The organism is Aggregatibacter sp. oral taxon 513 (assembly GCF_018128305.1).
Lineage (GTDB): Bacteria > Pseudomonadota > Gammaproteobacteria > Enterobacterales > Pasteurellaceae > Aggregatibacter > Aggregatibacter segnis_A.
The window spans coordinates 932,689-946,753 of the sequence record NZ_CP072381.1 but is presented as its reverse complement, the minus strand read 5'-3'; the positions used below and the strand labels follow the sequence as shown (position 1 = coordinate 946,753).

The window sequence follows — 14,065 nt, the reverse complement described above, 5'->3', positions numbered from 1 at the left end:
TCAGATTCAAATGGGGTTTCTTTTTATCAGGAAATTATTTCTCGAGATTTAATGGCTCAATGTGCCAAATATTTTCCGCGTATTCCTTAATGGTGCGGTCGGAAGAGAAATAACCCATGTTAACAATATTTTGAATCGTGCTATCAATCCATGCATCACGGTTTTTATATTTTTCATCCACCAATTTTTGTGCGTCCACATAGCTGCGGAAATCAGCAAAGGCTTGGTAGAAATCGTGATATTGTAAACCCTGTAATAGCTGTTGATAACGGTTCGGATCGTTTTCGGAGAAACGGCCGTTAATAATTTGATCAACAACGTTTCTGAGTTCCACATCCTCTTGATAGAAATTAAATGGACAGTAACCGTCGCGACGTAACTTCTCTACTTGTTCTACGGTATTACCGAAAATAAAGATGTGGTCTTTGCCGACATTTTCCAAAATTTCTACGTTTGCACCATCCAATGTACCCAAGGTTAATGCACCATTTAATGCAAATTTCATGTTACTGGTACCGGAGGCTTCCGTACCTGCTAAAGAAATTTGTTCAGAAATATCTGCAGCCGGAATGATCAATTGAGCCAAGCTTACGCTGTAGTTCGGGATGAAGACCACTTTTAAGCGGCCGCCCAAACGGCCATCGTTATTGATGACATTCGCAACATCATTAATTAAATGGATGGTTTGTTTCGCTGCATAATACGCCGATGCTGCTTTACCAGATAAGATAAACACACGAGGTTGCCAATCTTTTTCCGGATGCTCTAACATGGCGTTGTAACGAGCAATAATATGCAACACGTTCAAAATTTGACGTTTATATTCGTGAATACGTTTTACTTGAACGTCAAATAACGCATGGGGATCCAAATCAATGTTTAACGTTTTCTTCACGTAATTTGCCAATTTCACTTTATTTGCAAATTTAATATCGGCAATGGCGTGTTTGAAATCTGCTTCATGGGCGTATTGTTTTAATTTTTCGATTTGGCTTAAATCGCAACGCCAATCAGAACCGATATATTTATCAAATAACGACGCTAATTGTGGGTTTGCCACAGCAAGCCAACGACGCGGGGTAATACCATTAGTCACATTAGTGAAACGTTCCGGATAAATACGCGCGAAATCCGAAAAAGTAGATGTCACCATTAAGTCGGAATGAATTGCCGCAACACCGTTGACCTTGTGCGAACCAACCACGGATAACCAACCCATGCGAACTTTACGTTGATACCCTTCTTCTACTAAAGAAACGCGACGAATGAAATCTACGTCGGTAGTGATGTAGGTTTTGACGTATTCCAAGAAATGATCGTTAATTTCAAAAATCATTTGTAAATGACGCGGTAAGATTTTCGCCATCATTTCTACCGGCCAGGTTTCTAACGCTTCAGACATTAATGTGTGGCAAGTATAAGAGAAAATGCGACGGGTCATATCCCAGGCTTTTTGCCATTCAAAGCCTTCTTCATCAATTAAAATGCGCATTAACTCAGGAATCGCTAATGCCGGGTGAGTATCATTTAAATGAATTGCCACTTTATCCGCTAAATTTTCCATGCTGTCATGGGTACGTTTATGGCGACGGATAATGTCTTGCAATGAAGCGGAAACCAAGAAGTATTCTTGACGTAAGCGCAATTCACGGCCATTCCAAGTGGAATCATCCGGATAAAGCACACGAGAAAGATTTTTAATAGAGGCGCGGCTTTCCACGGCAGCAATGTGTTGACCGCGGTTAAAGTCTTCTAAGTTGAAAAGTTCACCGGCATGAGCAGACCACAAACGTAATGTGGCCGCAGAATCATTTTTATAGCCTGGAATCACTTGGTCATAAGCAAGTGCGGTCACTTCTTCGCCTTTATTCCAGATACATTTTTTGCCTTCAAAATGAATATTACCGCCGAAAGAAACGGTAAAACGTTTAGACGGACGAATAAATTCCCAAGGAGCCCCTTTTTCTAACCAGGCATCCGGGCGTTCAACTTGTTGGCCATCTTCAATTTTTTGACGGAACATACCGTATTCATAACGAATACCGTACCCCATGCCCGGCAAACCTAATGTCGCAATAGAATCCATGAAACAGGCAGCCAAACGACCTAAACCACCGTTACCTAAACCCGGGTCCACTTCTTTTTCAATAATTTCTTCTAAATCAACGTTTAATTCGGAAAGGGCTTCTTTAGCGATGTCATACAACCCTTCTGCGATCATGGCATTGGATAAGGTACGACCAATCAAAAATTCCATTGATAAATAATAAACACGGCGGGAGTCTTCTGCTCTAGCTTCGCGTGCAGTGGTAATCCAACCTTCGGTGACGAAATCACGTACGGCATATAATGTGGCGTTTAGCCAATCCCGTTGACTCGCTTCTTTTGGTGAGCGGCCAATTAAAAAAATCAGCTTATAAACAATCGTCTTTTTCAATGAATCGACATTGACTTCAGGTCGATCATATAGGAATGGAGAATCGAAATTATCCATTATCATAAAAATAGTCCTCAGTTAATAAAAAAAGCGGGTGAATTTTAATCATTCAAAATAAAAAAACAACAACAATCTTCTGCGCAAATTTTGTTTTCTCTCTACGCAGAAGATAAGTATTTCATTAGTGAGATAAAATTCTTTGATATAAATGTTGGTAATGGGTTGCAGAGATTTGCCAACTAAAATCTTGTTCCATTGCAATGACTCGAACCGTTGCCCATAAACGTTGTTTTTTCCATAAAGCAAATGCCGTTTGTAACGCTTGGCGCAAATCATCCGCCGTCGCATGACTAAAGACAAATCCGGTTGCTGTTCGAGCTTGAATATTTTCCGCCGTGCTATTGACCACCGTATCCGCCAAACCACCCGTTGCACGAACTAAGGGTAACGTACCGTATTTTAAACCGTAAAGCTGTGTTAAACCGCAAGGTTCAAAACGGCTTGGCACTAAAATAACATCGCCACCGGCAACCATCAAATGTGATAACGCTTCATCGTAGCCAATTTTAACGGCAATATTTTGCGGATAGGTTTCCGCTAATTGACGAATACCGGCTTCTAAGTGCGGTGCGCCTGAGCCAAGAATCGCCAACTGTCCACCCTGTTTAACGATTTCATCAGCGCTTTCTAGCAATAAATCAACGCCTTTTTGTTCTGTTAAACGGGTCACCATGACAAACAATAGCGCATCAGATTGTTGTGGAAGATTGAAATAAGCTTGTAGATCCGCTTTGTTTTTCGTTTTGCCACCCATGTATTTCAACTTGTAACCATGTTGAATGTACTGATCGTTCATCGGATGCCAAATTTTTTCGTCAACGCCATTTAGAATGCCCACCAAGCGCCCTTCATGATCTAGGGTTGAAAGTAAGCCTTGTAAGCCATAAGCAAATTCCGGTGTGGTAATTTCTTTCGCATAAGTCGGACTAACGGCTGTCACGGCATCTGAATAATAGAGCCCGGCTTTTAAGTAAGAAATTTGCCCAAACAATTCTAAGCCATCTACATGGAACATACTGTGCGGCAAGCCGATTTCAAATAAATGGCGATAATCAAATTGACCTTGATAGGCTAAATTATGAATGGTGAAGACGGATTTTGCCGGACGCCCTTTATTAAATAAATACGCCGCCGTTAGACCTGCGTGCCAGTCATGGGCATGAACAACTTCGGCACGCCACCAACTATCTAAACCGGTGGTCAATTCAGCCCCAACCCACGCTAACAATGCGAAACGTTTGTAGTTATCGCCGTAATCATTGTAATTAGCATCGTGATAAGGGTTGCCTTCACGCGCATATAAGTGCGGTGCATCAATAAGATAAACGCCGACACCGTTATATTCGCCATAGCGCAAAACGATATGACCGGCAAAATTATCAAATTCTGTCACCACGGACGTGTGCGGAATGCCAGCCATAATCGCCGGATAAGCCGGCAACAAAATACGTGCATCAATGCCGATTTCTTTTTGTGCAAATGGCAATGCGCCCATCACATCGGCTAATCCGCCGGTTTTCAGTAAAGGATATAACTCCGAGCAAACGTGTAATACTTTCATTTTATTTACCTAATATGACGCACGTTTTCTAACGCGTGTCGTTATAAACAATTCTGTTACAGGCACAAGCGAAGACGCTTGCGCCTGTATTTACCTTCTTAAAGTGCGGTCACAAAATCCGAAGGATTTTGAACGTTGGCTTTGCCAACGGCTCCGAAGGAGCGAATAAATCACTTGCGTGATTTATGAGTAATAGTTAAAACGTTTTGAAAACTGACCGCACTTTATTTCACGTTAATCTAAATGTTCTTCCGAGAACACTTCTTGTCCTTCTAATTTTTTCAACATCGAAGGTGTCACTAAAATGACTTTACCAGTTGAACTGATGCGGAAGCGTTTGCTGTCCAATTCGCGATCAACACCGATTTGCATACCGTCCGGAATGACACAATGGCGGTCAATAATACAGTATTTCAACACGCAATTTTTACCGACACTCACTTCCGGCAACACGACACTATGATCGATCACTGAGCCTTCATTAATTTTAATGCGATCAAATAACACGGAATAACTGATTGACGCATCGGTAATCACACAACCACCGCCGATAAGGGAGTTATCCACCGGCTTAACATTGGCATTTTTATAGAAGAATTTAGACGGATACGCTTGTACCGGGTTTCCGCGAATCGGCCAAGTTTGGTCATAAATATCTAATTGCGGATTTTCAGACACTAAGTCGATGTTTGATTGCCAGAAGCTATCCAATGTCCCCACATCACGCCAATAAATATCACCCTCGGTATTGCGACCCATGCAAGAACGGCTGAACGGATGGGCATATAACGTGCCTTCTTCCAAACATTTCGGCAATACATCTTTACCGAAGTCATGAGATGTGCAAGGCGTATTCACTTCGCGATCTAACATTTGATAGAGATAGTCTGCATCAAACACATAAATCCCCATGGAAGCCAACGAGGTATCCGGTTTGCCCACCATTGCCGGTGGATCTTTCGGTTTTTCCACGAAGGCTTTCACTTTCAGATTTTCATTGACTGCCATCACGCCAAATTCATGCGCTTCAGAACGTGGTACTTCAATACAGCCCACGGTACATTTTGCACCACTGGTCACGTGGTCTAACAACATTTGGCTATAGTCTTGTTTATAAATGTGGTCACCTGCGAGAATTAAGACGTATTTCGGACGGTAGTGATCACGAATAATCGCCATATTTTGATATACCGCATCAGCTGTACCGCGATACCAAGTGGAGTCATCAATTTGTTGACGCGCCGGGAGCATATCAATGAATTCACCGCGCTCTTGTGGTAAGAAAGACCAACCTTTTTGTAAATGACGTAATAAAGAGTGAGCAGCATATTGCGTGACGACACCAATGCGGTTTAAGCCGGAGTTAATACAGTTGGACAAAGCGAAATCGATGATTCGACGGTTACCACCAAAATAAAGTGCCGGTTTTGCACGTTTATCCGTTAATTCATGCAGACGTGAACCGCGGCCACCAGCCAAAATAAGCACTAAGGTGCTTTTAACGAGATCGTGTTTATTTAGATTAGCTTTCATAGTGAACTCCGTTATATTGTTTTAAGTATCCATTTTTTTCAACACACAAAACGCCATACCACCTACATCAACTTGCCGTTGTTGCTCCGTTAAGTTTGTTGTACCTGCCACGGCCTTCCAGTGTCCATCAAACGCGACGGGCAACATAAAAGACTGGGGTTCTGCTTTCGCATTGATTAAGAAAAGCCATTGCTGATCTAATACCACTTGCAGCGCTTTGCTTTCCCGATTATGCCAATCCTCGGTTCGCATTGATTCACCCTCAATGTTGAGCCAAGTGACATTTTCATCTGACCACCAAACATCCCGTTGCAAACTTTGAATTTGTTTTCGTGTTGCAATCAGTTGTTTGGTCAAGTCAAATAATTCCTGATTGAAATCCTGCCATTTCAGCCACGTGATTTCATTATCCTGACAATAGGCGTTATTGTTACCGAATTGCGTGTTGCCGAATTCATCGCCGGCAAGCAACATTGGTGTGCCGTTGCCCAATAACAAACTTGCCAATAATCCGCTTTGCGCTAAAACGCGCTGATTTTCCACCGCACTTTGGTACTCGTCATTTAGGTCTAATTGACAGCCCTCAATGCCATGGTTGTAACTGTAATTTTCATTGCGACCATCGCGATTATCTTCGCCGTTCGCCTCGTTATGTTTATGGTTATAGCTGACCAAATCGCGCAACGTAAAACCATCGTGAGCGGTAATAAAATTCAGGGTGGTGTGCGGCAAGCGCGCCTCTTGTTTGAACAAATCGCTTGATCCTGCAAAACGTTCGGCAAATGCGCCCACTTCCCCACTTTTCCATAACCAAAAACGACACATATCATCACGGAAGCGGTCGTTCCATTCGGCAAAATAATGGGGAAAACGCCCTAATTGATAACCGTAATGGCCAATATCCCAAGGCTCGCTGATGAATTTCACCTGCTGTAAACTCGGTACTTGAGCGATGTCATCAAACAGTTTGGCGTGTGGATTGAAATCCGGTGACTCACGCCCTAATACCGTGCCTAAATCAAAACGGAAACCATCTACATGGCATTCTTCCACCCAATAACGCAGGCAATCCACCACCCATTTTCGGGTGATGTCATTGGCGAGATTCAGCATATTGCCGCAACCTGTCCAGTTAATATATTCGCCTTGCTCGTTTTGCCAATAATACGTCCGATCATCAATGCCACGTTGGCTAAAGGTTGGGAACGGTTTTTCTGATTCTGCCGTGTGGTTAAACACCACATCTAAAATTACTTCAATCCCCGCTTCATGTAACGCTTTCACCATGCTTTTGAATTCATACAACGGGTTTTCAGGGTTTTCTTCGGAGCAATACTTTGGCTCTACTGCAAACATCGCCAACGGGTTATATCCCCAATAATTTTGTAATCCTTTTTCTTGCAAGTGCGGTTCGTTTACGTGGTAATTAATCGGCAACAATTCCACGGCGGTGATACCTAATGCTTTTAAATACGCCACACTTTGCGGTTGCGCCAAACCGGCATAAGTTCCGCGTAACTTTTCAGGTAGCTCTGCACGTAATTGGCTAAAGCCTTTTACGCTGAGTTCATAAATCACGGTCTCAGCCCAAGGTGTTTTCGGGGCTTTATCGTGTTGCCAATCAAATGCCGTCTCAATAATTTGACCTTTCGGCGCAAATTCAGCGTTATCTCGTGGATCATTTAACTGAAAAATCGACCGCACTTCTGGCGAACTTAAATCCGGTTTACCCACCACGGCTTTTGCATAAGGATCAAGCATGAGCTTGTTTGGATTAGCTAAAGTGCGGTCATTTTCGGCAGTGATTCTAAAACCGTACTGCGTCCTCTGAGTAACGCCACTAAGCGCAATATGCCAAACATTTTCGCTGCGATGCATAGCAAAACGCTGCTCTTTTTTGCCATTCTCAAACAGACACAACTCCACGGCATCCGCCACAGAAGAATACAGCGCAAAATTAGTGACTTGCTCGCCGTTTTCTTCATATTGGCTATAACCGAACGGATAAGCCTTGCCCTGATTTTTTACTGCAACCATGCTTTATCCTTGATATTTCAAATAGAGGGTTGCCAATGGTGGAATCGAAACAGAAATAGAATGATCTCGTCCGTGGCTTGGGATTGCCTCGCTTTCCACTGCACCGCAGTTACCAAGATTTGAGCCTTCGTAAAAGGATGAATCTGTATTTAAGATTTCGTGATATTGACCAGCAACATTCACGCCCATACGATAATCATGGCGTGGCACTGGCGTAAAGTTACTGATCACAATAATGCGCTCGCCTTTGCTGCTACGTCGTTCAAAGGCAAATACAGAATTTTGCGCATCATCCACGACCAACCAATCGAAGCCTTGCGGATCCGAATCCAGTTCAAAGAGCGGTGCGTTTTCGCGATAAATTTTATTGAGGTCTTTCACCAACTGTTGCATGCCGATGTGCCATCTTCCGCCGATGGATTCATCTAATAAGAACCAATCAAGACTTTCGCGGTAATTCCATTCGCGTCCTTGGGCAAATTCATTTCCCATGAACAATAATTTTTTACCCGGATAACCCCACATGTAGCCGTAATAAGCGCGTAAGTTCGCGAATTTTTGCCACGCATCCCCCGGCATTTTACCGATTAAGGAACATTTTCCATGTACCACTTCATCGTGGGAAAGCGGTAATACAAAGTTTTCACTGTATTGATACACCATGCCGAAAGTCATTTGGTTGTGGTGATATTGGCGATAGACCGGATCTTTTTCCATGTAAGAAAGCGTGTCATTCATCCAGCCCATGTTCCATTTGAAATTAAAGCCCAAGCCCCCCTTTTCGGTTGGATGTGTTACACCGGCAAAAGAGGTCGATTCTTCCGCAATGGAAACCGCCCCTTGCACTTCACTATGAATTTTCCAGTTGGTGTGTTTTAAGAATTCAATGGCTTCTAAATTTTCCCGTCCGCCGTATTGGTTCGGAATCCATTCTCCCTCGGCACGGCTGTAATCACGATAAATCATGGAGGCCACCGCATCGACACGAATACCGTCAACGCCGAAACGTTCAATCCAATATAAGGCGTTACTGGATAAGAAGTTTTTCACTTCGTTGCGACCATAGTTGTAAATGAGCGTGTTCCAGTCTTGATGGAATCCTTCGCGAGGATCGGCGTGTTCATATAATGCCGTGCCGTCAAAGGCGACTAAACCATGGGTATCGCTTGGGAAATGCCCCGGCACCCAGTCTAAAATCACGTTGATGCCGGCTTCATGGGCGCGTTCCACTAAACGTTTAAACCCTTCCGGCGTACCAAAACGGCTGGTTGGAGAATACAGACCTAGCGGTTGATAGCCCCAAGAACCGTCAAACGGGAATTCGGAAAGCGGTAAAAACTCAATGTGCGTAAAGCCCATTTCTTTTACATAAGGAATCAATTCATCGCCGATTTGGTCGTAATCCAACCAGAAATTATTTTCTAAATTACGGCGCCAAGAGCCCAAATGCACTTCATAAATGGAAATCGGTTGATCCCATTGGTTGGCTTTACGACGGGCTTCTGTCATTGGCACAATGTCTGGTAACGCGCTAATTTGTGACGCCGTATCAGGACGTAACTGTGAACTGAAGGCATAAGGGTCGGCTTTTAAGCGTAAATTGCCGTGGCAATCAATTAATTCGAATTTATATAACTGCCCTAATGCAACTTTCGGTAGGAATAATTCCCATACACCGCTTGCCGGATGTAAGCGCATCAGATGGCGACGTCCGTCCCAATAGTTGAAATCCCCCACCACAGACACCCGTTTAGCATTCGGTGCCCACAAACGGAAGTTCACACCGGAAACACCATCACATTCGATAAAATGCGCCCCTAACACTTCATACGGACGCAAGAATGAGCCTTCAGCTAAAAGCCATTCATCCAAATCATTAATCATTGGATGATAACGATAAGGGTCTTCAAGGATTTGCGATTCTTTGCCCCAATACACTTGTAATTGATAGGCAAAGAAATCTCGGGTTTTCGGCACAACACCGGCAAAAAAACCTCTGTCATCTAAGCAATCCAATTCACAGACGGTGTCTTGATTTTCTTTATCAATGACGCTGACACGACCCGCATCCGGCAATAAAGCACGAATTTCAATGCCGTTATCGGTTTCGTGCATACCCAACACGGAAAAAGGATCAGAATGTGTTCCATCAAAGAATTGATTAATCACGGATTGCGCTACTAGTTGAGTCATAATAAATCCTCGCTAAGCTCTGCGGGCTTGATTAATTAAAGAGAAAAATGCGGTCATTTGCGCATCATCAAAAATAAGTTCTAAAGATTGGCTTAATTTTTTCCGCCAATTCGGATATTCCGTTGAAGTGCCCGGCAAATTGAATGACACTTCTTGGTTCAATAAATTTTCTAATTGCACGCCCACCAACTGGCTTGCACTTTCTGCTAAATAACGGTGGATTTGACGGTTCAAATTGTCGTGCATTGCCATGCTTAAAGCATCGCCCCAATAATCGGGTGGTAAATAACCGTCGCGGTGTAAACTGTCTAATAAAGCTTGTTTATCTACGACGCGTTGATCGTATTTTTCTTTTAAAACGTCACCTTCTAAAATGCCGAGCTGACCGAACAACGCCAAATCAAGACAATGCCAGAAACTTTGTAAAGAAGGCACATCATGGGTGCCGATAGTAGCAAAGGCATGTGGTGGAAAATCCTGTTTAAGCGGATACATTTTGTTACGTTGTGCAAAATACAACACAAAATACGAGAAAATACGAAACTCGTTTAATTTCAACCGTACTTCATCAGGCACGGTGCCTAAATCCTCACCAATCACTAAACACTGGTTGCGTTGGCTTTCAATGGCAAGAATCGCCATCAGCTCATCAAACGGATAATGCACATAAGCGCCATCTGCCGCTGTTTTATTTTCAGGAATCAGCCACAAACGGAACAAGCCCATCACGTGATCGATACGCAACACACCAAAATTCTGCATATTGGCACGTAACATCTCAATAAACGGTTGGAAACCACGGGCTTTTAACACGCTTGGATTATATGGCGGCAAATTCCAATTCTGTCCGACGGGGCCCAACGGATCAGGCGGCGCACCGACAGACGCGTTCACACAATAAAGTTCCGGGTCTGACCACACATCGGCACTTCCGCGGGAGCTGTTTACGGCTAAATCACCATAAATACCAAGTTGCATTCCCACTTGACGGCATAACGCTTGTAGCTCACTTAATTGTTGTGATGTCGCCCATTGTAACCACGCGTAGAATTCCACTTGCGCTTCATGTTCTTTTAACAAGGCTTTGCGGTCACACGCTGAGATCGTTTGCCACGCTTTACGCCAGCCCAACCAACCAATGGTATTTTCTTCCGCCTGTTGGTGTTCATGCTCAATGCCATCTAACACATTAAAGAGCCCTTGCAATAACAATGCTTCACCTTGTGCTTTTTTGAAAGCATCAAAATCTTGGCGACGGGCGATGATTTGTGCAGATTTACTACGTTTAAAGAAATCGAATAGTTGTTCAAGTGCGGTCAGTTTTAGCTGCATTATTTCGCCGTAAGCCACGGTTTTGGCTTCACGCAAGGAGGTTATTTGTTCTTGCACAGGTGTGGAATGAAACCAAGTTTGCACGGAACGGGATAATTTAAATTCCGGCAAAGCGGCAATATCCAAATAAATAAAATTTAACCAACGGCGGGAAGAAGAGCTATAAGGGCTTGCCCATTCCGGCACGGCGGGATACATCAAATGCAACGGATTAATACCAATAAAATCCGCGCCCTTTTTTGCGCCCTGCTCGATTAAATACGCCAAATCCCCGAAGTCACCGATACCCCAGTTGGTTTGAGAACGTAAACTATATAACTGAACATTTATCCCCCACGCTTTTTTCGTTTGCAACACCGGTGGTTGATAGGCGGTACGCGGTGCCACTAAAACACGAACCACATATTTTTGATTAGCCGTGGAAAGATTTAATTGATAGTAACCAAACGGCAACGAAGGCAATAAAATAGATGGGCTTGAAGAACAGGTTTGCTCAACACATTTTTTACCTTGTTCATCAAGAAGTTTAATATTTAGGGAAACAGGCTCGGAAAGGGATAAACGCGCTAAATCATAATGAATCGGCTCGTTTTCAAAGGCGGTAATCACATCATCAAACGCCCCTTTTTCCCGTTTACTCGGCGGTTGCAAAAGTGCGGTGAAATAACGCAACGTTTCCGGAGGTGCATAAATCAAATGCCCATCGATATCATAATGAGAAAGCGAAATGCCAACATCTTCAGCAAATCGTTTAAGAGAATCAGAAACTTGCATACGAACCTACAACTCAATACAACACAAAAATAACGATTTATAAGTATTGTAGTGAAGGGGCAGGTAAAAACAACGTTTTTAATCCAAATTAGTGATCTCCATCAAAATAAATCTTTCAGTATTTACAAGCAGTAAGCAGTAATTTTGGCTGAGTTTTCAATCGCCTATTTAGCAAATAAAAAAAGCCCACTTAACCTGGGCTTTTTTAAGGAAATCATTTCTTATTGATGTGATAACTATTCCAACGCTGAAATCTATTGTTCTTCATCCACAACAAACTCAAACCAATCAATGACATCACATTCATGAATGCCGTTTTGGATTAACACGCCTGCACGTTTAACACTTTCAGGATCACCGCTAATTAACGGGTGCCATGACGGCAACGGTTTGCCTTCATAAAGTAAACGATAGGCGCAAGTCGCTGGCAGCCAACCAAATTCAGGTAAATTGTCTTTGGTCAGTTTGGTGCAATCCTCTTCCAACTCAAAACGTTTCAAATAATTACCGCACTTTCCTGTTTCTAAATCCAATAAATTGCACGCGATACGGGTGTAATACAAACGCTCATATTTGCCCTCGCCATCAATATATTTACGATAACAACACTTACCGCAACCATCACATAATGCCTCCCATTCGGCATCATTCATATCAAGCAGGTTTTTGTGTCGCCAGAAATCAGGTTCTAATTGCATAGGATTATTTACCGGTTTGGTTTTAAAAGCGGAAATTATAGTGAGGAACGCAGCCTGTGACAAATACTGAAAGAGAGGTTTAGAAAAACAAAAAAGTGCGGTCAATATTGACGATGTTTTTCAACGGAAAAAACACATCGGATATTGACCGCACTTATCCTTAAAAAAGACAGATTAACGATAAGTGACGCGTTCGTTATCGTTTAAATGAATGGTCGTTTCAGCTAATTTGGTTTCTGCAATGACCTTGCCTTGTCGAATAGAATAACGTGTCGGCACTTGACGACGTACTGCATCGAAACCGTTTTCCGCCGGTAAAATAATAAAGTTAGCAGCATTCCCCTCTTCCACGCCATAACCTTGCAACCCTAGCGCTTTTGCACTATTTTCAGTCACTAATTTTAAGCCGTCGTTAATTTGTCCGTAGCCCATGAGTTGGCAAACGTGTAACCCCATGTGTAACACCTGTAACATATTCGCCGTTCCTAACGGATACCATGGGTCAAATACGTCATCATGGCCGAAACACACGTTGATCTTGTTTTTCAGCATTTCTTTGACGCGCGTCACGCCACGGCGTTTTGGATAAGTATCGAATCGCCCCTGCAAATGAATGTTGACGAGCGGATTAGCCACAAAATGAATTTTGGATAATTTCAACAAACGGAAAAGACGAGAGGCATAGGCGTTATTGTACGAATGCATTGCAGTGGTATGGCTCGCCGTCACTTTGTCGCCCATTTCATATTTCAATGCTAATGCGGCAACCGTTTCCACAAAACGGGATTGTTCATCGTCAATTTCATCACAGTGAATATCGATTTGTTTGTTGTATTTGCGCGCAATATTGAAGGCAATATGCATGGATTCCACGCCGTATTCACGGGTGAATTCAAAATGCGGAATGCCCCCCACCACATCTGCGCCCATTGCCATGGCTTGATCCAACAAGGCTTCGCCGTTCGGATAAGACAAAATCCCCTCTTGTGGAAATGCCACAATTTGAAGATCGACCCAAGGGGCAACTTCTTTTTTCACTTCGAGCATGGCTTTAAGTGCGGTTAACGTGGGGTCAGACACATCCACGTGGGTACGCACATGTTGCACGCCATTTGCGATTTGCCATTTTAAGGTTTTCCACGCACGGGATTTCACATCCTCATGGCTCAATAAAGATTTTCGTTCAGCCCAGCGTTCAATCCCTTCAAATAAAGTACCGGATTGGTTCCAGTTCGGTTGTCCTGCGGTTTGGGTCGCATCCAAATGAATGTGCGGTTCAACAAACGGCGGATACACAATGCCCTGTTCGCCGTCTAAAATGTCACCGGAAAAATTAATCTGTTCTTCGTTAGGCAGAATACGATCAATCTTGCCGTCTTCAATAGCAATCTGCCATAAGCCTTCACGACCGTTAATATGAATATTTTTAACTAACATTTA

8 protein-coding genes are annotated in these 14,065 nt (G+C 43.2%); all 8 read right to left on the bottom strand.

Annotated elements, in window-relative coordinates; translation table 11 throughout:
- Window positions 1-34: 34 nt before the first annotated feature.
- The 8 genes from J5A60_RS04590 to J5A60_RS04555 all read right to left on the bottom strand — a co-directional run bounded on the left by J5A60_RS04590 (window position 35) and on the right by J5A60_RS04555 (window position 14,062).
- Window positions 35-2,500: a glycogen/starch/alpha-glucan phosphorylase gene (locus J5A60_RS04590; protein WP_212510725.1), complete on the bottom strand. Its 2,466-nt coding sequence runs from the start codon at window positions 2,498-2,500 to the stop codon at window positions 35-37.
- 118 nt (window positions 2,501-2,618) lie between these two features.
- Window positions 2,619-4,058: a glycogen synthase GlgA gene (glgA, locus tag J5A60_RS04585; protein ID WP_006718173.1), complete on the bottom strand. Its 1,440-nt coding sequence runs from the start codon at window positions 4,056-4,058 to the stop codon at window positions 2,619-2,621.
- 234 nt (window positions 4,059-4,292) lie between these two features.
- Entirely contained in the window at window positions 4,293-5,591 is a 1,299-nt protein-coding gene (gene glgC, locus J5A60_RS04580) for a glucose-1-phosphate adenylyltransferase (protein WP_212510724.1), read from the bottom strand.
- Between the two features lie 21 nt (window positions 5,592-5,612).
- On the bottom strand, window positions 5,613-7,628 hold the full coding sequence (gene glgX / locus J5A60_RS04575) for a glycogen debranching protein GlgX (protein ID WP_212510723.1): 2,016 nt from the start codon (window positions 7,626-7,628) through the stop codon (window positions 5,613-5,615).
- 3 nt (window positions 7,629-7,631) lie between these two features.
- Window positions 7,632-9,821 carry a 1,4-alpha-glucan branching protein GlgB gene (gene glgB, locus J5A60_RS04570; protein WP_212510722.1) on the bottom strand — a complete coding sequence of 730 codons (2,190 nt, stop codon included), beginning with the start codon at window positions 9,819-9,821 and terminating at the stop codon, window positions 7,632-7,634.
- A gap of 12 nt (window positions 9,822-9,833) precedes the next feature.
- Window positions 9,834-11,927 (bottom strand): 4-alpha-glucanotransferase, encoded by a 2,094-nt coding sequence (gene malQ / locus J5A60_RS04565; protein WP_212510721.1) that lies wholly within the window; start codon window positions 11,925-11,927, stop codon window positions 9,834-9,836.
- Window positions 11,928-12,181: 254 nt separating this feature from the next.
- A complete protein-coding gene (locus tag J5A60_RS04560; RefSeq protein ID WP_212510720.1) occupies window positions 12,182-12,625 on the bottom strand; it encodes a YcgN family cysteine cluster protein in 444 nt (147 codons plus the stop codon).
- Window positions 12,626-12,799: 174 nt separating this feature from the next.
- Window positions 12,800-14,062, bottom strand: a complete 1,263-nt coding sequence (locus tag J5A60_RS04555) for a cytosine deaminase (protein WP_212510719.1) — start codon at window positions 14,060-14,062, stop codon at window positions 12,800-12,802.
- Window positions 14,063-14,065: the final 3 nt, after the last annotated feature.